The 20,950-nt window shown below is 68.3% G+C and carries 24 protein-coding genes; 9 read left to right on the forward strand and 15 right to left on the reverse strand.

The genetic code is table 11. From position 1 onward, the window contains the following. Positions 1-138: 138 nt before the first annotated feature. On the forward strand, positions 139-672 hold the full coding sequence (locus ON38_RS33855; RefSeq protein ID WP_051164218.1) for a hypothetical protein: 534 nt from the start codon (positions 139-141) through the stop codon (positions 670-672). Positions 673-748: 76 nt separating this feature from the next. On the opposite strand, the gene ON38_RS00335 is transcribed toward ON38_RS33855, so the two are convergent. After that, positions 749-1,516, reverse strand: a complete 768-nt coding sequence (locus tag ON38_RS00335) for an SDR family NAD(P)-dependent oxidoreductase (protein ID WP_039821355.1) — start codon at positions 1,514-1,516, stop codon at positions 749-751. Positions 1,517-1,627: 111 nt separating this feature from the next. Further along, the gene (locus ON38_RS00340; RefSeq protein WP_039821356.1) at positions 1,628-2,362 is read right to left on the reverse strand and encodes a TMEM165/GDT1 family protein; all 735 of its coding nucleotides are present in this window, start codon (positions 2,360-2,362) and stop codon (positions 1,628-1,630) included. A 528-nt stretch (positions 2,363-2,890) separates the two neighbouring features. Here ON38_RS00340 and ON38_RS00345 point away from each other — a divergent pair. Then, positions 2,891-3,349: a hypothetical protein gene (locus ON38_RS00345; RefSeq protein ID WP_039821358.1), complete on the forward strand. Its 459-nt coding sequence runs from the start codon at positions 2,891-2,893 to the stop codon at positions 3,347-3,349. A gap of 83 nt (positions 3,350-3,432) precedes the next feature. On the opposite strand, the gene ON38_RS00350 is transcribed toward ON38_RS00345, so the two are convergent. From ON38_RS00350 to ON38_RS00360, 3 genes are all read right to left on the reverse strand, one after another. Continuing rightward, the gene (locus tag ON38_RS00350; protein ID WP_039821360.1) at positions 3,433-3,960 is read right to left on the reverse strand and encodes a hypothetical protein; all 528 of its coding nucleotides are present in this window, start codon (positions 3,958-3,960) and stop codon (positions 3,433-3,435) included. Positions 3,961-4,133: 173 nt separating this feature from the next. Then, positions 4,134-4,757, reverse strand: a complete 624-nt coding sequence (locus ON38_RS00355) for a superoxide dismutase (protein ID WP_039821361.1) — start codon at positions 4,755-4,757, stop codon at positions 4,134-4,136. 293 nt (positions 4,758-5,050) lie between these two features. After that, positions 5,051-5,689 carry a hypothetical protein gene (locus tag ON38_RS00360; RefSeq protein ID WP_039821362.1) on the reverse strand — a complete coding sequence of 213 codons (639 nt, stop codon included), beginning with the start codon at positions 5,687-5,689 and terminating at the stop codon, positions 5,051-5,053. Between the two features lie 491 nt (positions 5,690-6,180). Between ON38_RS00360 and ON38_RS00365 the strand changes: the two genes are divergently transcribed. The 4 genes from ON38_RS00365 to ON38_RS00380 are packed head-to-tail and all read left to right on the forward strand — an operon-like array spanning position 6,181 to position 9,371. Beyond that, positions 6,181-6,543, forward strand: a complete 363-nt coding sequence (locus ON38_RS00365) for a rhodanese-like domain-containing protein (RefSeq protein WP_039821363.1) — start codon at positions 6,181-6,183, stop codon at positions 6,541-6,543. Positions 6,544-6,561: 18 nt separating this feature from the next. After that, on the forward strand, positions 6,562-7,617 hold the full coding sequence (locus tag ON38_RS00370) for a DUF4328 domain-containing protein (RefSeq protein ID WP_039821364.1): 1,056 nt from the start codon (positions 6,562-6,564) through the stop codon (positions 7,615-7,617). Further along, on the forward strand, positions 7,614-8,399 hold the full coding sequence (locus tag ON38_RS00375) for a glycerophosphodiester phosphodiesterase (RefSeq protein ID WP_051164219.1): 786 nt from the start codon (positions 7,614-7,616) through the stop codon (positions 8,397-8,399). Before ON38_RS00370 ends, ON38_RS00375 begins: the two co-directional genes overlap by 4 nt. Positions 8,400-8,450: 51 nt before the next feature. Continuing rightward, positions 8,451-9,371 carry a DUF5926 family protein gene (locus ON38_RS00380; RefSeq protein WP_039821365.1) on the forward strand — a complete coding sequence of 307 codons (921 nt, stop codon included), beginning with the start codon at positions 8,451-8,453 and terminating at the stop codon, positions 9,369-9,371. A 269-nt stretch (positions 9,372-9,640) separates the two neighbouring features. Here ON38_RS00380 and ON38_RS00385 read toward each other — a convergent pair whose 3' ends face one another. The 5 genes from ON38_RS00385 to ON38_RS00405 all read right to left on the reverse strand — a co-directional run bounded on the left by ON38_RS00385 (position 9,641) and on the right by ON38_RS00405 (position 14,547). Beyond that, positions 9,641-10,192 (reverse strand): ferritin, encoded by a 552-nt coding sequence (locus tag ON38_RS00385; protein ID WP_039821366.1) that lies wholly within the window; start codon positions 10,190-10,192, stop codon positions 9,641-9,643. Between the two features lie 92 nt (positions 10,193-10,284). Beyond that, a complete protein-coding gene (locus ON38_RS00390; RefSeq protein WP_039821367.1) occupies positions 10,285-10,839 on the reverse strand; it encodes a ferritin in 555 nt (184 codons plus the stop codon). Positions 10,840-11,455: 616 nt separating this feature from the next. Then, positions 11,456-12,823: an LCP family protein gene (locus ON38_RS00395; RefSeq protein ID WP_085995315.1), complete on the reverse strand. Its 1,368-nt coding sequence runs from the start codon at positions 12,821-12,823 to the stop codon at positions 11,456-11,458. Between the two features lie 136 nt (positions 12,824-12,959). Then, entirely contained in the window at positions 12,960-13,736 is a 777-nt protein-coding gene (locus ON38_RS00400) for a CPBP family intramembrane glutamic endopeptidase (protein ID WP_051164220.1), read from the reverse strand. Between the two features lie 49 nt (positions 13,737-13,785). Further along, positions 13,786-14,547: a DUF2470 domain-containing protein gene (locus ON38_RS00405; protein WP_039821372.1), complete on the reverse strand. Its 762-nt coding sequence runs from the start codon at positions 14,545-14,547 to the stop codon at positions 13,786-13,788. Between the two features lie 182 nt (positions 14,548-14,729). Here ON38_RS00405 and ON38_RS00410 point away from each other — a divergent pair, with 182 nt between their 5' ends. From ON38_RS00410 to ON38_RS00420, 3 genes are all read left to right on the forward strand, one after another. Beyond that, on the forward strand, positions 14,730-15,143 hold the full coding sequence (locus tag ON38_RS00410) for a hypothetical protein (RefSeq protein WP_051164221.1): 414 nt from the start codon (positions 14,730-14,732) through the stop codon (positions 15,141-15,143). A gap of 156 nt (positions 15,144-15,299) precedes the next feature. After that, positions 15,300-16,217, forward strand: coding sequence for a prephenate dehydratase (pheA, locus tag ON38_RS00415; RefSeq protein ID WP_039821415.1), 918 nt, complete (start codon positions 15,300-15,302; stop codon positions 16,215-16,217). Next, positions 16,214-16,876: a histidine phosphatase family protein gene (locus tag ON38_RS00420; protein WP_039821373.1), complete on the forward strand. Its 663-nt coding sequence runs from the start codon at positions 16,214-16,216 to the stop codon at positions 16,874-16,876. Before pheA ends, ON38_RS00420 begins: the two co-directional genes overlap by 4 nt. A 7-nt stretch (positions 16,877-16,883) precedes the next feature. Here ON38_RS00420 and ON38_RS00425 read toward each other — a convergent pair whose 3' ends face one another. From ON38_RS00425 to ON38_RS00445, 5 genes are all read right to left on the reverse strand, one after another. Further along, the gene (locus ON38_RS00425; protein WP_039821375.1) at positions 16,884-17,714 is read right to left on the reverse strand and encodes an ESX secretion-associated protein EspG; all 831 of its coding nucleotides are present in this window, start codon (positions 17,712-17,714) and stop codon (positions 16,884-16,886) included. Then, positions 17,711-18,877, reverse strand: coding sequence for a PPE domain-containing protein (locus ON38_RS00430; RefSeq protein WP_039821377.1), 1,167 nt, complete (start codon positions 18,875-18,877; stop codon positions 17,711-17,713). The genes ON38_RS00425 and ON38_RS00430 overlap by 4 nt, the downstream gene beginning before the upstream one ends. A 165-nt stretch (positions 18,878-19,042) precedes the next feature. Continuing rightward, positions 19,043-19,375 (reverse strand): PE family protein, encoded by a 333-nt coding sequence (locus ON38_RS00435; protein ID WP_039821378.1) that lies wholly within the window; start codon positions 19,373-19,375, stop codon positions 19,043-19,045. A 170-nt stretch (positions 19,376-19,545) separates the two neighbouring features. Next, complete coding sequence (locus ON38_RS00440) at positions 19,546-19,896, reverse strand: metallopeptidase family protein (protein ID WP_039821379.1); 351 nt, start codon at positions 19,894-19,896, stop codon at positions 19,546-19,548. A 13-nt stretch (positions 19,897-19,909) separates the two neighbouring features. After that, positions 19,910-20,932 (reverse strand): septum formation family protein, encoded by a 1,023-nt coding sequence (locus tag ON38_RS00445; protein ID WP_245563824.1) that lies wholly within the window; start codon positions 20,930-20,932, stop codon positions 19,910-19,912. Positions 20,933-20,950 lie beyond the last annotated feature (18 nt).

Consider the following 20,950-nt stretch of genomic DNA (forward strand, 5'->3'; position numbering starts at 1 on the left):
CGCTCGGGTGTGTCATCCGGATCGCTTCGGGCGCAGAAGGTTTGACCAGGTCGCCAAGCTGCGGTTTGTAATGGGTCAAAGGGTGTGGCCGATGCATCGTCCGGGAACGCGAATCGTGTTCCGGATAGGAGATCGACCATGTCGACCGCGCGTGCGGCGCGCCGCGGATTGCGCCACACCTCACTTCGGATCGCGTTGCTCGGCGCGCTGATCGCCGCACCCGCGCTGGCGGCGGTACCGGCGTCCGCGGAACCGGGCGGCGGCCCGATCACGGTGCACTTCGTCCCCGTTTCCGATGACTACGACGCCTTCGGTTATGACGCCTTGGGCTATGACCGCAACGGCTACGACCGAAAGGGGTACGACCGATTCGGGCGCGATCGCGACGGCTACGACGAGGACGGTTACGACCGGTTCGGGCGCGATCGCGACGGCTACGACGAGGACGGGCTCGACAGCTTCGGGCGTGACCGGGCCGGGTACGACCGCCGCGGCTACGACCGGTGGGGTTATGACCGCCGCGGTTTCGATCGTGAGGGGTACACACGCGCGGGATGCCGCGTCGACGGCAACGATCGGGAGTCGGCAGACCGTGCGGTCTGTGATGCCTGGCGGGCGCGCCTGGCCGATCGGCAGCGCCCGCCGACCGGCAGCGCCGGTTGGCCCGCATAAGTACGCAGCACCCGGAACACGAACGCCCGCCGGCCCGGAAATACGGGCCGGCGGGCGTCGTTGTACGGCCGCGGGTCTACCGCGGCGCCATACGCAGCGCGCCGTCCATGCGGATGGTCTCGCCGTTGAGGTAGTCGTGCTCGACGATGTACTGCGAGAGCTGCGCGTACTCGTCCGGCCGGCCCAACCGGGACGGGAACGGCACACCGGCCTCGAGACCCTGGCGGTACTCCTCGGTGACACCGGCCAGCATCGGGGTGTCGATGATTCCGGGGGCGATGGTGTTGACCCGGATACCGAACTGCGCGAGGTCACGCGCGGCCGGCACGGTCATACCGTGCACGCCGCCCTTGGACGCCGAGTACGCGATCTGGCCGATCTGGCCCTCGAACGCGGCCACCGACGCGGTGTTGATGACGACGCCGCGCTGTCCGGCCTCGTCCACGGCGTCGGTCTTGGCGATGGCGTCGGCCGCCAGGCGCATCACGTTGAAGGTACCGAGCAGGTTGACGGTGATAACCGTGCGGAACAGCTCGAGATCGTGCGGTCCGTTCTTGGACAGGATGCGCCCGGCCCAGCCGACCCCGGCACAGTTGACCACGATACGCAGCGGCGTACCCGATTCGACCACCTCGGCGACAGCGGCGGCGACCTCGTCGTGGCTGGTCACATCGGCGGCGAGCAGGGTGACCCCGTCGGGGACATTGTCGCCGGCGCGCTCGATCGACTGCGGTACGTCGAGCCCGAAGACGGTGGCGCCCAGATCGGCGAAACGCTTGGCGGTGGCGGCGCCCAGACCGGACGCGCCCCCGGTGACGATGGCGGCGGAACCCGAAATCTCCACGATGGTCCTCTCGTTCGTGACAAGCCAGTTGGCCTAACGTCAATTGCACCCTAACCGGTGCGTGCGGAGAGTTCGTGGACGGTCCCCTTGCGCTGATCGCCCGAATCGTACTCAGTAAAGACCGCCGCCACGGGGCTGCGGGATCTCCGGGGTAGTGGCCCCGGTAGCGGGCCGATTCGCCGCCGCACGGGTCCGCAGCAGCCAGACGACGAGGGCTGCCACGGCGGGTACGAGCAGGGCGATACCGGCCGCGCCGGCGAGCCCGAGCCCCGGGGCCGCGGTATCTATACCGGTGAGCGCCCCGATGAACAAGAAGAGCAGCCCGGACCCGAAGCCGATGGCCCGTTCGGGCAGGTGCTTGCCGACCAGGATGCCCGCGGCGATGGCCAGGGCATCGGCGGCGACCATGCCGATCGTCGAACCCACCCACACCGCGGCCCAGTTGTTGTCGGTGGCCAGCGCCGCCGTGGCGAACATGGTGCGGTCACCGAGTTCGGCCAGTAGGAAGGCGGAGAGCACGACGAAGAACGGGGCCGTGGTGGCGAACCGGGAAGGGGCGGGTTCCTCGTCGTCTCTGTCGGTGACCAGTTCACGCAGGGTCCACAGGCCCACAGCGAGGAAGGTGATCGACGCCACCGCCGCGATGGCGGTGGTGGGCAGGGCCGCGCCCAGGAAATGGCCGATGGCGACCGAGATGACGTGCACCGCGGCGGTGGCGGTGGCGATGCCGCCCAGCACCACCCACCAGCGGTAGCGCAGGGCAAAGGTCAGTGCCATGAGCTGGGACTTGTCGCCCAATTCGGCCAGGAAAACGATGCCGATGGCGAGCCCGACGGTGGCGATCATCTGACGGTTGCTCCCGATCCTCCGGTTCGCCGGCCGGATACGGGTTCGCCTCCGGCCGACAACGAAATTGCTGTTCGGCCGAAGGTCTCGCCCACCGGAACGACCGGTTCACGCGACCGGACCCGCCGAGAACGGCGGGTCAGTATGTCGACCACGTGATTGCGGGCTACTCCCCTTCGCTGCTGGCAACCCTACCGCACCCGCGCGGGTGTCGCAATCACGCAACAGCGAAAACTGGCTTCTGACAATAAGTTTGGTTAAGGTAGCGGCATAGTTAGGGGGCCCTGATAACCGTCGTCCGGTCGCCCGGAACAGATTTATGGCATCACTACAGCAAACAGATCGCCAGTCCTGAAACCGGCGGCGGGGCCCGGCCATCGCAGGGGGGGAAGTGTCCTTATGAGTCATGAAGCGCCACCGGTCGGCGAACGGCCGGATCACCGAAAGAAACGGTGCCGTGAGACCGGACGGAAGGGTGAGGGAACCGGTCGATCGGTAGACTACCGACCAACGAGAGGATCACTCCAGATGTCGATCGAGAACCGGCTTGCCGTCCTGGAGGCCCAGGTCGTGCAGATCATCAACGAGCGGGATCGGGAGCCGGAATCGCTGCGAGCCCTTCGAGCCCGGATGGACGGCAACCACAATGCGGTCCTCGGCGAACTCGGGAGTCTGCACGCGGATGTCCAGGATCTCCGGACCGGACAGGCGCGGCTCGAGGCCGGACAGACGAACCTGCGCGGCGATGTCCAGGAGTTGCGCGCCGGGCAGGCGCGGCTCGAAGCCGGGCAGACGCAGTTGCGTGGCAATGTCCAGGAGCTCCGTGGCAACGTTCAGGAGCTCCGTGGCAACGTTCAGGAGCTCCGTGGCGATTTCCAGGAGCTCCGTGGCGATGTCGAAGAGCTGCGTTCCGGGCAGGCCCGGCTCGAAGCCGGTCAGCAGGCTGTGATGGACAGGCTCGCGGAAGTCTTGTCGAAGCTGCGGTAATCCGCGGACCGATCCTCTTCGAGGGAAAGGGCCGTGGCGGCGGCGACGTGAGCCCGGCCTTCCGGCCGGGCTCCGCGCCCGGCTCAGGCGGCCAGCAGCATGGCCAGCACGGCGGTATCGGGGTCGCTGATCGGATCCAGGCCGACCCGGCTCACCAGCGAGGTCACCGTGCCGTCCGCCTCCGCCTCGGCCCAGGCCGCACGATGCTCGAGCCCCAGATGAGGCAGGCCCGGCAGCAGTACGCATCCGGAGGCGGCGCCGGTGCACTCCGGTAGGGACGGGTTGGTCTCTGCCGGTGGGTGCAGCATGAACAGGGCCGGCGGAATGTGCTCGGCGAAGCGGCCGGGCCGCAATCCGTCCTCGCCGAGGACCGGGCCCTCGGCGACCACCAGGCCGACGGTATCCGGTTGCGGCTCGTCGGGTAATTCCTCACGGACCCCGAATATGGTCGAGGTGGTCAGCAGGCCGGGCATGGATGCCACCCGGACGGCGAGTACCAGCAGCTGTGACCATTCTTTGGTGGTGTCGGGCCAGCGCCCGGAGATGACGAACCCGCGCAGTGTGCCACTGGCATGGAACGGCGTGACGCCGATCGGACTGTTGCTGCGCATGAGGCCTCCCGTGCGTAACCGGGGGCGGCTTTGCCCGTCCTCGAACTGTCGTGGAACAAGAGGATCGCGCAGAAGGTATCTGGCACACAAGTACCAGAGAGTGCCAATTCGGGCAGAAAAGGCAAAAGACCCGCGGACTCGCTGGTCCGCGGGTCTTTTCCGAACCGGATCGCTCAGCCGAAGATGAGGCCCTTCGCCTGGCTGGTGGCCTTGGCGAAACGCTCCTGGACGTCGGCCCAGTTGACCACGTTCCAGAAGGCCTTCACGTAGTCGGCCTTGACGTTCTTGTACTGCAGGTAGAAGGCGTGCTCCCACATATCGACCTGCAACAGCGGAATGATGCCGAGCGGCACATTGGCCTGCTGGTCGTAGAGCTGGAAGGTCAGCAGCTTCTGGCCCAGGGTGTCGTAACCGAGCACCGCCCAGCCCGAACCCTGCAGTCCGTTGGCGGCAGCAGTGAACTGCGCCCGGAACTTGTCGAAGGAGCCGAACTGGTCGTCGATGGCGGCGGCCAGTTCGCCGGTGGGCTTGTCGCCACCGTTGGGAGAGAGGTTCTTCCACCAGATGGAGTGGTTGACATGGCCACCGAGGTGGAAGGCGAGGTTCTTCTCGTGCAAGAAGATGGCGCCGTGATCATCGGCTTCGCGCGCGGCTTCGAGCTTCTCCAGCGCGGTGTTCACTCCGGCGACGTAGGTCGCGTGGTGCTTGGAGTGGTGAATCTCGTTGATCTGCCCGGAGATGTGCGGCTCCAGGGCGCCGTAGTCGTAATCCAGATCTGGCAGCGTGTACTCAGCCACGAATGTCCCTTCCTTGTCGGGTCGAGTGCGTCCTGTACGGGATGCTCCCGACCATTCGTACACCCGATCGGTCCAACTCGCCCCGACACCCCACCATTCCACATCGGGTCGGAACCGACCATCCGGGATCGAAGCGACCCCTGCCACGCGGTCCGCCGGAACCTGCGCCGAAGCGGTACGGAGCCGACTCTCGTGCCCGCGCGGCGTAATGCCGCGCCCGTCGGCTCCTGGCCCAGCGCTTGCCCCCGCGATATCCGGTCGATACACGGCTCGCGTAGAGCCTGGACCGCGCGCTACAGCGGCGGTGCGACACCGGGGTGGGTGGCCCGGGGATCACCTTTGGCATGCGCGTCCCACCAGCGTTCGGCCCCGGCGACCAGTTCCGGCAGCGGAACGGCTTTGCCCCCGGTGGTCTGTGCGGTGACCGTGTCGAACCACACCCGGATATCGAGCGCCCGCGGATCTATGCCCTCCTCCTGGGAGAACTCGAGCACGTGCCGGGCGATCCCGGGGTCGATGGTGGTGTCGAAACTCAGCAACTCGCTCCACAGGGCCCAGCCGCTGTCGTCCAGGTCGACGAACTCCCAGCCGTGCAGGCGGCTACCGCCGAAACTCGCGACGGCGGCGGGTAGTCCCGCCAGCTCCAGCGGTAGGACTCGCGGTTCCAGATCGTCCCACCGCTGTATCCGCAACGATGCGGCAATCCTGGTGACCCCCTGGAACACCAGCCGCACTCGTCGGCAACCGGTACCCGATTCCGGCTCTTCCTCCGCTATGCCGGAAATTTGCTCCGACAGGCTCAGTACCTCCAGGTCGAGCTCCAGTCGTTTTGCCTCGGAATCGATTTCCAATCCCAGACATCCGGCCTCCGACAGTGCCTTGTCGAGGCCGGCCGCGTCCAATCCGTCGAGTAACCCCCTGGTGGATGTCATGGCGCCAGATTACCGAGGTCATGGCTGGGAACTGGGGATTTCGCCGATTTCCGGTTCCGGGGGAACCATTTCGGGGTCCCCCGCGTCCAAGTCGATGTCGGGTCACGCAACGGGGCGTGACCCGATCGAGTGGCCGGGCGGCCGCTCCGGGATTTTTGGAGGGGAGTACCGGATCGGCCGTACGGTTATATCATTTCCGCAGGTCAGATGGCCTTTGGTGGGCTATCTGGGATTATGGTGCGCTGAATGATAGCTGGTATCACCGTCTTTCGTGGTGGGTTATGCGTATAACTCATGAAAATCTGTCGATGCCACCTCGCGTCGAGCGGGCTGCGAGGGGGTGGATGGCCCTCGGCGAATATGTCGCATCGTCCGGCGTGTCGGCGTCCGCGACGGCCCGCCGTTCGGCCCGGGGCGCGCCCGTCCGGCCCGAGTGCCCACTCCCACGAGAGCCGGGCAGCCGCCGAGGTGGTTATGGCAGGATCAAGGGGGTGACGAGCTTCGGAGTCCCGTCGGTACCGGTCGAGGCCGTACCCGCTGAATTCGACCTTCCGCCCGGGGAGGCGGCTGCCGCCGTCCTGCTCGATGTGCGCGAAGACGACGAATGGCAGCTCGGCCACGCACCCGGTGCCGTGCACATTCCGCTCGCCGATGTTCCCGCGCGCTACGGCGAACTGGACCCCGATGCCGACCTGTACGTGGTCTGCCGGCAGGGCGGCCGTTCGCTGGAGGCCGTGAAGTTCCTCGCGAACGTGGGTTATGAAGCGGTGAACGTGGCAGGTGGGATGGTGGCCTGGCAGCAGACCGGTCGTCCACTGACCGCCGAGGGTGACGAACCCGCGAAGATCTACTGACGAAAAGCGAGGTGCGCGGTGAGTACGGTGGTGCAGCCATGTGCCCGCTGCGGTACGCGCTGGGCGGTGCAGGGCCCGCCGATGCACTGGTGCCCGCGCTGTCGCGGGGTACTGCTCTCCCCGGGGCCGATCGATGCGCCGCCGGAACGCCGTAACTACCGCTGGGTCGCCCGTCGGCCCGGGCGGCCCGCCCACCCGTCGCGGGGCGCGGCCACCGGCCGTCCGACCGCCGGGACCCCGCGCTACACGGAGATGCCGCGCTGGGGTCTGCGGGATCGGCCCGCCACGGATCGCGACGCGGACCTGCACCGGACCCGCCCGCTCGGCACGCTCACCCGCTGGACGCACGCCGCGCTCTTCGCCACAGCCGTATTGTTCGCGGTGTCCGCCGTGGCCGAATCGGTGCGCTACCTGATCCTGCTGCGAAATCGCACCCGCCTCATCGAACCGCCACTGCTGTGGTTCTCCGACGCCCTGGTGAATACCGCTGCGCTGTTCGCGCTGATCATGGCCCTCGTCGCCGCGGTCGCCACGCTCGGGTGGCTGATCGAAGTCCGCCGCGCGACCTTCGCGGCGGCCGGGCGCCGCGACCCCCGCTCACCGCGCATGCTCGCGCTGGGGTGCCTGATCCCCGTGGTCAATCTCATCTGGCCCGGGGTCTTCCTCACCGAGGTGGTGTCCGGCCGCACCGACCCGCGGGCGCGGCTCGCGGTCCGCGTCTGGTGGGCGGCGTGGGTGTTCGGCGGGCTGGTCACCGTCGCGGCGCTGTACTGGCGGACCGCGGACTCGCTGCAGGCGAAGGCCGACGGTGTGCTCTTCACCGCATTCACCGACGCCGTGGCCGCCGCGGTCGCGGTGCTGACACTGTGGGTAGTGCGCACGCTGGAGGGTCGGGACCTGCGCGGTCGCAGCCGGCTCGCCCGGCGCTGGCTGATCGCCGTCGACCCGGCGACACCGTTGATCGAACCGGTGCATCCGGGGACGACCGCTACGGTGAGCACCGCGGCGGACGCCGACAGCGCCGATTCCCCCGACGGCGCCGACCGAGCACCACAGGAGGTTGTGGCCAAGTGAGCGAGGGCACTGACCAGTCGGTTCAGAACGGCCGCGCGCCGTTCGTGGTCGCGCACCGAGGTGCCTCGGCGGCGCGCCCCGAGCACACCCTGGCAGCCTACGAACTGGCTCTGGAAGAGGGCGCCGACGGGGTGGAATGCGATGTGCGGCTCACCCGTGACGGACATCTGGTGTGCGTGCACGACCGGACGGTGGACCGTACCTCCACCGGAAGCGGTCTGGTCAGCGAGCTGACGCTGGCCGAACTGAAGGATCTCGATTTCGGCGACGGCGTCCCGGCCGGGGTTCTCACGCTCAGCGAGCTGATCGGGCTGGTGCTGGACTGGCGCAGCCGGCCGACGAAACTGTTCATCGAGACCAAGCACCCGGTCCGGTACGGCTCCCTGGTGGAGAGCAAAGTGCTGGCGGAACTACAGCGCTTCGGGATCGCCACCCCGGCCTCGGCGGCTCATTCCCGCGCGGTGGTGATGTCGTTCGCCGCCACCGCGGTCTGGCGGATCCGCCGCGCGGCGCCGCTGCTGCCCACCGTGCTGCTGGGCGAATCGTCGCGCTACCTCGGCGGCAGCGCGGCAACCACGGTCGGGGCGACTGCCGTGGGGCCGTCCGTGAAAACTCTGCGCGACCACCCGGATCTGGTCGACAAGGCGGCCGCGGCCGGCCGGGCCACCTACTGCTGGACCGTCGACGAACCCGACGATATGCAGTTGTGCGCGGATCTCGGCGTGAGCTGGGTGGCGACCAATCATCCCGGCCGCGCGAAAGCCGTGCTGGCCAACAGTTGAAGTGTGTGGCCTGCGGCTGATCCGGTGCGCTGCCGTGTAGTTTGACCAGCCGTGGGTAAGAGCAAACGCAATAGTCCGAAACCCGGTGGCAACCGGGCCCAGCGTCTGGCCGAACGCCGGGCGGCGTTGCAGGAGGCAGAGCAGGCCGTGGTGCGGCCGTTCGAGGGTTTGGCCGCCGAATGCGATCTGGTCGCCCTGCGCGAGTTCGTGCCGTCGGCGACTGCCGAGCTGAAGTTGGCCGACGGCGTCGCCGCCGAACGTGCCGTGGTGCTGGCGACTGTGCTGCCGGGCGCGGTGTCCGCGCTGGTGCGGGCCGGGGATTCACCCACCGGTTACGTCGGTGTGCAGGTGCAGACGCCGAGTTCGAACCCGGGTGCCGATATCGCCGCGTCCATCCTGTGGACCCAGTCGGCCGATCCGGGGGATTCGCTGGCCGTGGCACACGCCGCGCCCGGCGGGCCCACGCTGGCCGATGTGCTGGTGGCCGACGCCGCACTCGAATTGACCGTGCACCAGGACTTCGACTGGTGGGTGCCCGAGGGCGTGCAGCCCGATCCGCAGATCGCGGCCACCATCGAACAGGCGAAACAGGCCATCATGCCGTCGGATCGACTGGATCTCGGCGCGGACGCGATCGGGGCCCCCTGGTGGGTCGATGCCGGGGACAAAGCCCACCTGCGCTGGGTACGGCCGGAATCCGAAGACGACCTGATGCTGGCGCTGGCCCGGCTACATGCCGCGGGCGGTTTGCATCTCGGAGAAGGTTCGCGATTCGCGGGTTCGTTCCGCACCCATGGCCTGCTGGTGCCGGTGTTCGATCTCGACCCCGACCGGCATGTGAGCGAATGGCGTTCCCCGGCAGTGGAGTTCGGTACCCGATTGGCCGAAGCGCTGGCGGTGGACACCCCCCTGACCCCCGAGCAGCGGCGCTCGCGGGACGGTCTCCGGTCGCGGCAGGTCACCCTCCGCTGAATAAACCGGAAGATTTTTAGAAAAACTCTTCTTTCCGGCGGCGATCTCGGCTAGGTTTCAGAGGTCGCCGTTTCTGGAACCCCCCGGCGACACCACGTCAGCCGACACAACGACCCGGCGCCGGCTGACGTAACGGAGCATCGGCCGCCCGACCTCGGCGCAGTGGGCCGGGACGGCCGATGCTCCAATCATCACCCGGGACCGGCGTCGGCCCGCCGCGTCTCCGCATTCACGGAACTCATCGGCGGGTGCACGCGGACCGTTACCGATCAGACGCTGCCGCCGGCAGCCGAGGGCGCACCCGAAACCTTCGACGGGTGATCACTCATCTCACGCGCGATGAACTCCTCCAGATCGAACAGGTTCGAACCCGCCCGATCGGCGACAGTGAGCAGGGTCCTCATCTTCGCGACTTCCTCCACCTGCTCCTTGAGGAACCACTGCATGAACTGCTCGCCCAGATAGTCGCCCTCCTCGCGGGCGGTGCTGGCCAGCTGGACGATCTGATCCGTGACCGTCTTCTCCTGATCGAGCGCCATGGCGATCGGCTCCCGGGCGTTCTCGAAATGCGACTTCGCCGCATCGATCCCGGTGAGGTCGACACTGATATCCCGGTCCAGGAAGTACTGGACGATCATCATCGCGTGGTTGCGTTCCTCCACGGCCTGCGCGTAGAAGCGCTTCGCCAGCTGGGGGAGGTCGGCATTGTCGTACCACACCGCGATGGCGATGTACTGGTGCTCGGCATTGAACTCGTGCCGAATTTGGTCGTGCAGCAATCCGTGGAATTTGCTGCGGGGGCTCTCCGGATGATTCGACATGCCTTGACATTAACGCCGAAAAGTGAGGCTGTCATCCAAGTGCAGCCTTATTGAGGATAGTGTTGCCTTATGGAATTGAGGATAGTATTGCCTTATCGATTCCGGCCCGCTCCAGCCATTTTCGGCACGGACCTGTTCACCGCGGGAGCCGTCGAACGCAGTTCCCGGGCCACGAACTCTTCCACGTCGAGAAGGTTTCCGGCCGCTCGGTCCATCACAGCCAACAGTGTAGACATACCGGCCACGTCCTGTTGTTGAGTTTCGAGAAGCCAACTCATGAATTGCTCCCCGAGAAAGTCGGACCACTCGCGCGCCAAATGCGCCAACTCGGTGATCTGATCCGCCGCGGTCTCCTCCCTGGCCAGCAGGAAAGCTATTGCCGCATGCGGCGATTCAAAAGTTTGCCGCACTTCCCCCAACCCCCCGATGGTGATCTCCAGCTCTCGGTCGATCAGATATTGCACAATTCGCAACGCATGCCCGCGATGCTGCTCGCAACGCGCATAACAATGACCGGCCAATTGCGGTAACCGTTGGATATCGAAGTACACGGCTGCCGCCAGATACTGCTGGGAAGCGGTGAGCCCGTGCCGGACCTGCGCGCGCAACTGGGCGATGAACGGCTGAGCGAGATCGCTGTCGTGCATGTGATCGACGTTACTGTGTTTTTGGCGCGCCGGCGCGCGCGGGGTTGAGGCCCCCCTTGTGTCTCGCCGTTTCGGCCTCGGGCCTTGGCCGAAGGTGCTCAATGGTTGCACTCTATGGGCGGCTCACCGCACATCGCGGGCGCTTTCGAGGCCGAAACGGCGAGACGGGCCTCAACCCTTTGAGGTGTCTCGTAAAACTCGACTCATGGGGTTGCGCCGGGGTTCGGTGTCGCGGACCGGCATGTGTGGCCGCGCGCAATGCGGGACATAGGCGGAGCCCGGTCTGCTGTGCGCCGCTGGTCGAGGCGGCGTTGCCGCACCACGAGATCGATGACTGCCGATGTGTGAATCGGAGATCGGTGATGCGGGTGGCCCCGGAGCGGGTGCGTCGGGTTTTCGCCTGTGTGCGTGATGGTTGTGGCTTGTCACCGGTACCGGGCGGTGGAAACAGTGGGCTCGGTATGAGCGAGGCTCACAACGGTCGAGGCCCGCTATCAGCGGGAGGCGATCGAAGTCACGGTCGTCGAATGGTGGGCCGCGTATCGCGCGTGGTACCGCCGCGGATCCCGGGCCTGATCAACGGGACCGCGGGGCCTCGCCCGCGACGCCGCGGAACCTATTCGCCGGCCAGGTCCGCGGGGATCGGGTCGCCGTCGGCGAGGGCTTCGAAGAAGCGGCCGGCGTCGGGGTCGGCCCAGAGCAGGACGTTCCCGCTGTCGGTGTCGGTGAAGCCGCCGACCGGGACAGTGGTGGCGAGGGTGTCGCCGCGTAGTGCCCAGGCGAGGCGGGCCAGGTCCCAGATATGGTCGCCCTTGTCCACGGTGAGGGAATCGGCGACATTACCGGCCATGGGCCACAGGGCGAAGGGGTTGGCCAGGGTGGCGGGGCTGGTCGCCTTCTCCAGCAGGGCCGACAGGAACAGGCGCTGGTTGTTCATCCGGTCGATATCGGCCAGGGCGGTGGCACGGCTGCGGACGAAACCGAGGGCCTGCGGGCCGTTCAGTTCCTGGCAGCCCGCCGGAAGGTCGATTCCGGCGAGGGGGTCGTCGATGGCCTGCGGCACGCAGATGTCGATACCGCCCAGCGCGTCCACGACGCCGGCGAAACCGGCGAAACCGATCTCCGCGTAATGGTCGATGTGCAGTCCGGTCGCGGTCTCCACGGTCTGGGTCAGCAGTGGTGCGCCGCCGAAGGCGAACGCGGCATTCAATTTGTCCTGGCCGTAACCCGGAATATCGACGTAGGAGTCGCGGGGCAGGCTCACCAGCGTGGTGCGGCCCGACGGGGGGACGTGCACCAGAATGATCGTGTCGGTGCGCGGATCGCCGACTTCGCCGCCGGTGGCCAGACCGCTGGTCTCCTCCTCGGAGAGCCCGGCCCGGCTGTCCGAGCCGACCAGCAGCCAGTTGGTGCCGGCGGTGTTACCGACCCGGTCTTCGTAGTCGGGGAGCGCGTCGATACGGGTGAGGGAGCCGTCGAGTTCGACGACCCCGTAGACCAGCAGCGCCAGTAGCGCCAGCAGGATCACCAGGAACCACCGGCCGATATGGCGTTTACGGCGCGGACGCCGGGGCGGGGGTGCCGCTGGACGGCGGCCCGGTGGATTCCCCGTCGGGGGCGGCCGACGGCGGCTGTCGTGGAACGGGACGGGACGCTGGGTGGGGGCGTGGTCGCCTTCGCGGTACGACACCGGCCGTTGGGTCGGGGCGTGGGTGGGCGGGTGCGGTTTGCCACCGCGACCCGGCGCGGGCGGCCGGGCCGGGGGAGCGTTACGACCCTGCGGGGTCTGTGACCAGGCGCGTGGCGGTTCGTAGCGTTCGGTGGGGCGGCCCTGTGGTCCCGGCCCGGGATTGCGGCGCATGACCTGTGGCGGCTCGACCGGGGGGCGACCACCCTGGGGAGGTGGGGGACGGCGCGCGCCGGCTCGTCCGGGTCCCCCGCTGTGCGGCGGCACCCGGCGCATACGTGGGTCGTCGCCGTTCATCATCATCAAACTCTACTTATCGATCCGGGTCTCTTCTGTTAGCGCCGGGGGCGTCCGTCCGACCCGCAGGTGAGCGCGGTGCGCCGGTATAGGCGGCTTACCCCGCCGGGGCGGCCGGGACACCTGGTCGTGCAGCCTAGGGCAGCCAGGACACCCGGCCGTGCAGTAACCCGTAGCCCACATAGGCCACGATGTCGATCAGGGCGTGCGCGATGATCAGCGGCCACAGCCGCCCGGTGCGCTGCCAGAACCGGCCGAAGATCACCCCCATCACCACATTGCCGAGCCCACCGCCCAGCCCCTGGTACAGGTGGTAGCTGCCGCGCAGCAGTGCGGAGGCGGCCAGCGCCGAATTGTCCGACCAGCCCAGTGCGCGGAGCCGGGTCAGCAGGAAGGCCACCACCACGATCTCCTCGGCCGCCGAATTCGCGCAGGCCGAGAGCACAAGGGCGGGAATGCGCCACCAGTGGTCGCTCAACGCGTCGGGCACGATCGTCACATTCACGCCGAGTGACTGTGCGATGAGATACAACCCCAGCCCGGGCAGCCCGATGACCGCGGCGAGCCCCAGACCGTACAGCCCGTCGGGCCGGAATCGGGCACGTGCGAGTCCGATGGCCCGCGGTCCGATACCGCTACGCCACAGCAGGTAGAGCGCCAGTCCCGCCCATGCCGCCAGCCGCAGTACTCCGAGCAGCTGGAAGAGCAGATCGATGAAGGACTGGGTGGCCCGCGACGAGTTCAACGCGACCGTCTGCCCGCCGACGCCGCCGGGCGCCAGCGCGCTCTCCAGCAGGGACAGCGCCGCGTTCATGCCGCTGAGCCCGAAGGTCACGCAGAGGACGACCAGGATCTCGAGCCGGATCCCCCGCTGCTCCCTCGTCCGGTCGTCGACCGGGCTGCTCTCGCGCATATCCAGAATCTACGGGCCCGGCCTCGGCGCCGAGGGCGCCGCGGTGGGTTCAGCGGCGCAGGCCGTTGAGGAAGGGGCAGCCGGCGAGAGTGCGGACAGCGCGTCCCAGGGCTTCGACGTCTTCGGCGGGGGTCGCGAAGGGAAGGCGGAAATCGTGGTCGCCGTCGATACCCTCGATACGCAGGGTGAGGCCGTAGCGGTCGATGGCCAGGGGGTGGATGCGGCCGTGGCGGAGTTTCGCCGGGAGGTGCCGGGCCAGTTGGGCGACCACATCGGCGTGGTCGGCATCGAGGTGCTGGAGCCAGGCCGCTTCCATTCCACAGAAGGGGTCGGGAGTGGCCAGTCGCAGTTCGTCCACACAGACGGATTCGGCTCCGGAGGAGTCGGCCACGACAGCCGAGTTCAGGACCAGGCGCAGCAGGGTTGCGGTGTGGCCGATATCGAGCAGGCCGGGATGCGGGTGGTCTTCGGCGACGGCACCGACCAGCGTCCGCTGGGCGCGGGCGGGTACGCCGCGGATCCAGCCGCGTAACCAGACCAGGGCCCGTACCGGTTCGCGCAGGGGGAGTGGCGCGTGGTCGGTGAGTTCGAGGACGGCGGGCGCGCCGGCGATGGCGGTGCCGGCCGCGTATACGGCGGCGCTGTCGTTGGGTACCGCGATCACCACATCCCCGCACTGGCGCAGGAAATGCACCGACACCGGGGTCGGGTCGGCGCCCGGAACGGCGAGTACCGCCTGTTCGGCATGGGCGCAGGAGTTGCGGACACGCTCGGCGGTGGATGGGGCGGGTGCGGCGGTGGTCGGCGCCATGGGTACCTCCAGTGCGGGCGTGCCCGACTTCACAGGCTTTGATTTAGGTAAACCTAAGCTAAGTTAAAGTCGAATGTGGCGCAAGGGCATCGATGCCACCGGGACGGGAATGCGGGATCCGCCGTCCACGCTCGGCGGGATGCGCGGCGCGGCCGCGGCCGTCCCGGGCATACGATCTGGGTGTGGTAGCTGGTGAATCGCAGCCGGTCCTCGTCGAACTGACCGTTCCGAAGCGCACGACCGAACGCGGACTTCTCGACGGTCTGGTGGTCCCGGCCGGAACGTTCGCCGGTACGCGGATGGTCGAGCCGGCACTCTCCGACGATGGGGTCGCCGACCTGCTGGCGGAGGTCGCGCACGGCTCGGACGGCTTCGCGGCCCGCGGTGATTCCGCCGCCCGCGCGCTGGCCATCGTGGCCGCCACCGCCGCCGCACTGTGCGGCGACGATATTCGTACCGCCCTGCGTAGCCCGGATACCGAATTCTTGTCCGGACTCTCCGGCGGCGCGGTCGACGCGGTACGCGAGGTGCTGCTCGGAATCGAGAGCGACGATCCGGCCGAACTCGAGCAGGCGCTGCGGGCCGCACTGGGCTGAGCGGGATACGACCGCCCGCGCCGAGCGGGCACCGCGGGACGCTGTCGTCGTGGTAGGCCGGCCCGGCGGCACACGGCCAACCGGTCCGGGCCCGGTCGCGCTCGCGCGGATCCCGTGGTCGGCGGGCCCGGCGCGGGCACCAGTAGTCTCGTAGACGTGCCGCGTATCGCGTATTTCGGTCCGTCCGGAACCTTCACCGAGATGGCCCTCGCCGATTTCGAACGCTCGGGGTCCTTCGACGGGCCGGTCGAGCGGGTCGCCGCGCCCAGTCAGTCCGCCGCCCTGGAACTGGTCCGGGCGGGTGAGGTGACCGCGGCGGTGGTGCCGATCGAGAGTTCGGTCGAGGGCTCCATCTCGGCCACCCTCGATTCGCTGGCGATCGGACCCCGGCTGCAGATCATCGCCGAGGTCGAACTCGAGGTGAGCTTCACGATTGTCGCGCGTCCGGGCACCGAGATCGGCGCGGTGCGCACGCTGGCGGCGTATCCCGTCGCGCTCGCGCAGGTCCGGCAGTGGGTTCAGCACACCCTGGGCGAGGTCGCGCTGCACACTTCGAGCTCGAACGCCGCCGCCGCCGAAGACGTGCGGGCCGGCCTGGCCGACGCCGGGGTCTCCACCATGCTCGCCGGGGAACGGCTCGGACTTATCCCACTGGCCTCGGGCGTCGCCGATCACGAGCAGGCCGTCACCCGGTTCGTGCTGGTCACCCCCCCACGGGTGGCGCCCGCGCCCACCGGCACCGACCGGACCTCCATCGTGCTCGAGGAACTGCCGAACATGCCCGGCTCGCTGATGCGCGCTTTCGCCGAATTCGCGACCCGAGGTGTTGATCTCACCCGGATCGAGTCCCGGCCCACCCGTACCGGTATGGGCACCTACCGCTTCTACCTGGACTGTGTCGGCCATATCGAAGACGCCGCGGTGGCCGAGGCGCTCAAGGCACTGCACCGCACCGCGCGGATCCGATTCCTCGGATCCTGGCCGGCCACCTCGGCGACCGGCACCCCGCCGCCGTCGGACGAGGATGCCGCGCTCTGGTTGACACAGCTACGCAAAGGGGTGGCCGACCTGTGACCGCAAAACTGATCCTGGTGCGACACGGCGAAACCGAAGGCAATGTCGCAAAAATACTGGACACCAAACTCCCCGGCCTCCCGCTGACCGAGCGCGGCGTGGCGCAGGCCAAGGCATTCGGTTCGGCCCTGACCGTCCCGCCGCGTGCGCTTTTCCACTCCCGTGCCCTGCGCGCCCGCCAGACGGCCGGTTATATCGAGGCCGCGACCGGGGTGACCGCGACCGAGTACGACGGCATACACGAGGTGCAGCTGGGTGCGCTGGACGGGTTGAATACCAAGGAGGCCCACGACCGGTTCCAGGCTGCGTACCGGTTGTGGCACGAGGGCCGGCTCGACGAGCGCGTCGACGGCGGCGAATCCGCGCAGGAGGTACTGGACCGTTTCGTACCGGCGGTCACCGAGCTGCGGACCGAGTTCCTCGACGGCAGCGACAGCGGTGACGTGCTGGTCGTTTCCCACGGCGCCGCCATGCGCTTGGTCGGCCGGTTCCTCGCCGGGGTGGCGCCGCCGTTCACCACCAACAACCACCTGGACAATACCGAGACGATCGAACTCGTACCGCGCCCGCACGGCGGCTGGGAATGCGTCCGCTGGGGTCGATTCACTCCGCCGTTCGGGGTGAAAGCGGAGGCCGGCGCCGACGACCCGATGGGCTGAGGTCGCCTCAGGCGAGGTTCGGGCGCCGGGGGAACTCCGCGCGTTCGGGTAGCGAGTTGATCAGGTCCTGGAGCGCGATTCGGAGCCGGGCGTCGGTGCCACTGCTGAACGAGGTCCATTTGGTGCCGTCGTCGGCCAGGCTGGCCGTCGCGATGAACCGGCCCGCCCGGGTGTTGAACACGGCGATATGGTTTTCCGCGATATCGCGGCTCGCGTCGCCGTACACCACACCGACGATCTCGGCGTGCGAATCACAGTGCGCCATCGCCGAGGCGATCACCTGCGCATCCCGTGGAGGGTTGCCGACCTCTGCCAGCCGGGCCGCGGTGGCTGTCGGGTCGCCCGCGTCGTCGAAGATGGGCACCAGTTGTTCGGTGGGGGCGTTCATTCCGGTGAGTTCCAGTGCGTCGGCCGGGCCGAGCGCCATCATGACCGGGCCGGGCAGATCCTCGGTGGCCTCGTCGATCACATAGGACTGCGGACCGCGCAGCGCGACGGTCACCAGGTCGTCGCCCTTCGCCAGGCACATCCGGCTCACCTGCCCCGCGACGATCAATCGCAGTGCGACCACCCAGTGCGGCCGGTACAGGCCGCGGAGGCGCTCGGCGAGTTCCGGATGAATCTGTTCGCCGTCCAAAAGATCCCGGTCGGTAAGCGACCGGGCCGCGGCGTCCATCGCGGCGTCGTGGTCGATCTGGTTGTCGTAGCGTCCCCGTGCGTCCAGCACGACGGGCACCTCGTCGATTTCCAGTGCCTCCAGGAGGTACTGCATTTCGTCGAGGGACAGCGTGACCGCCGCCAGTGTCGACGGCCCGCGCCCTGCTCCGAGCACTGTCACTTGTCCGCTCGTGGCGGTTCGGCGCCGATCACACCGTCCGCGATGTAGCGACCGTCGGTGAAGTGATCACCCCGCAGGTACTCGGCGCCGTCGTGTTCCTGCTCGTCCTCACCGGCGGCACCGCGCGAATTGCCCAGCAGCGGACTGGAGGACGAGCCGGTGCCGGCCGGGCGCACCGGTGCCGCCTCCCCACGTGCGACCGCGACGGTCTCGGTGGCCGGGGCCGTGGCATTCGCCGCCGGGGCACCCCACCCCTCGGGCACCTTCAGGCCGCCGTTGTTCAGGCCGAGTGCCGAACCGCCGGGCATACCGCCGGCCCGGGCGGCCGCCGCGGCGGTGGCCGCTACGGCTCCGGTGACCATCGAGGGTGCCGGTGGCGCCACGGCCGCCGGGGCCGGGGCGGAAGTGGTGGCCGCGACGAGGGCGTTGGCCCCCAGATTGCCGACCGTGGTGACACCGGTGCTCGCCACCGAGCCGGCGACATGCGCCGCCTGCGTTGCCGCACTGGCCAATCCGGGATTCTGGGCCAGCGCGGTGCCGGCGGCGGCCAGCATTTTCACCGGGTCGCCGTTGGCTTCTTTCATAGCCTCTTCGGCGGAGGAGGAATCGACCTGGCCGGCGCCGTTGGCGATCGGCGGCGGGTTGAAGAACTCACCGGGGGTGAGCACGGTGGCGGTGATGGCGGCCTCGTAGGTCTCCATGGTGAGCGCGGCCCGCAGATCCAACGCGGCCTTGGCGGCCTCGGCCACCTCGGAGCTGCCGTTCAGTACGCCACCGGTGGAATGCGCCGCTACGCGAGCGGCGTTTACCGCGGCGATCTCGGGCAGGCTCGGCATGGCGATCGAGGCGACGGTATAGGCGGTGGCCTGCGAGGCGGCCTTGGTGCCGAGGGTCGCGGCCATCGCGCCCTGCTGTTCGGCCCATCCGGTGAAGCCGACGAGCCGGGCCAGGGCGCCGATCCCGTTGACGCTCTGCATACCGACGCCGAGCTCGGCCATCACCCGGACGACGGTGGCGGTGGCATCCACCCACGCACCGGTGAGCCCACCCCACGCTCCGGCGGCCGCGCTCATCGGAATGGCGTGCGAGCCGGCGTTCAACGCGATCGAATTCCCCTCGGCGAGTCTGGGCAGCCAGAACACCCCGGTGATACCTGCGGTCATGCTTGTTTCTCCCCTTGTGAACTATCGATGGTCGATCGGCGGTCTCGCCGCGAATGCGTGGTCACCGTGCTCTTTTCTCGGTCCCGGTCTGCGGGTGCGGGCCGGCCGTACCGCCGCGTCCGTGCCGGTCGTACGGCCGGGGACGGGCTCCGCCGGGCGGCACCACTAGACGGCGATCGAACCGAACGGCGCACCGGTCAGCGCCAGCACACCCGCCGAGGCCGCGTCCTGGACCAGGTACTGGGCCAGCTGGGTGCGCAGGATCGCGGCCGTGTGGTGCAGTTCGAGGACGGCCTGGGCGAGCGAGGTCTGATGGGTGGCGGCGGCCTTGTTCATATGCATGGCACCGTGGATCGAGGCCTCGTCCGCGCCGGACGGCGCGACATAGGTGGCGGGTACGGTGGCCGCGGCCACCCCGGCCAGCCTGTCGGCGAGCAGGTCCAGCTCGACCGCGGCGGCGAGGATGAGTTCGGGTGTGACGTCGACGTTGCCAATCATGTCCTCGACTCCTTCTGGTGGCGGCTCTTGGGCGGAACCACGAGAATTCCCCCTACGAGTAGATCGGACGCGACACCCCCGCTGGCGGTTCCATCGATTCCGAACTTCTTTCGTCGGCCCAGCCCCTCCCGTGCATCCCCTGCCGGCCTGTTGCGTGGGCCAGACTGAGCTTAACCCCATCCCAGCTGATGGAGACGGTCTTCGTCAATCCCGAAATAGTGTGCGATTTCGTGGATCACGGTGATCCGGACTTCCTCGATCACCTCGGACTCGTCGGCACATGCGTCCAGCAGGGCGTCCCGGTAGATGGTGACGGTATCGGGCAGCGAACCGCCGTAATGACTGTCGCGTTCGGTCAGCGCGATCCCGTGATAGAGACCCAGTAGATGTGGGTCGTCGGGATTGCGCGGTTCGATCAGGATCACCACATTGTCGATGGCGCGGGTCAGCTCGGCCGGGATCTGGTCCAGCGCATCGCCGACCAGTTCCTCGAATCGTCCCTCCGACATGCGGACCGGCATCGCCGTGCGCCGCCTACCTGGGCGCGGGACGCGGTTCCGGCTGCGGGGGCAGCGGTGCGGCGCCGGGCAGCGGCTTGGGCGTGGAACGCCCGGAGTTGGGCGGTGGCACGGGTTCCTGGCCGTTGATGAGCAGGCGGCCCCGCGCCGGACCCACGATCGGTGCGAAACCCTCCTGGTCGGCGCCCTTTCCGATCATGCAGTCGAGTTTGCGGCTACCTGCCAGCCAGCTGCGCACATCGATGAAATCGAAGAACACCGTGAGCGTTTTGTCCCGCAGGACATGGGGACCGCCGAGATAGTCGTTGGTGAGCCGCCCGCACTCCTCTTCCAGGTACTGATCCTGGTCCTCCTTGGCCGGTGGCCCGCCCGGGAAGCGCTGGGACAGATCCACGGTGGCCGCGATCTCGACCGCGTGTTCCTGACCGCAGTCGATCGGATCGGTCGGGAGGTTCTGGCTGATACCGAGACAGATACCGGGTTCGTAGACCTTCGACTGGTCGCCGTCGGACACCCGGCCCGTGGTGGCGATGGGGTTACCGCTGAGCCCGGGAACCTGCAGCCCGCAGCGCAGGATCCGGTCGCCGGAGTTGGTCCAGCCGTCGTTGCTCGGATACATCAACCCGACGGCGTAACGGCCGCGCGGATCGAGCCGCCCGTTCAGATACCGCTGGGCGGCCGGCACGCAGTGTTCCTCGCGGAGCTCGGTGAGGCGCAGGGAATCCGGCCACGGCGCTTCGGACCCGAATTCGGAACCGGGATAGACGCTGAGGTCGACGGTGTCGGTGACCTCGAAGAGATGGTCGTCGGCGCAATCGAGTTCGACCAGATCGGAGTGGTCGGGTTTGGTCCAGGTGAGACAGTCACCGGTGCCGACCGAGGCGAATACCTTCTCGGCCTTGGCCACCGAGCCGCCCGGACTGCGGGCCTGCAGATTGGAATCATTGTCGAATCCACTGACCAGCATGGTGCCCAGCGCCGCGACCACCGCGCCCACCGCGACCGCGAGCAGTCCCCAGCGCAACCTGGGCGCCGGTATCCGCCGCGGTTTCGCCCC

This window comes from Nocardia testacea NBRC 100365 (assembly GCF_000308775.1).
Lineage (GTDB): Bacteria > Actinomycetota > Actinomycetes > Mycobacteriales > Mycobacteriaceae > Nocardia > Nocardia testacea.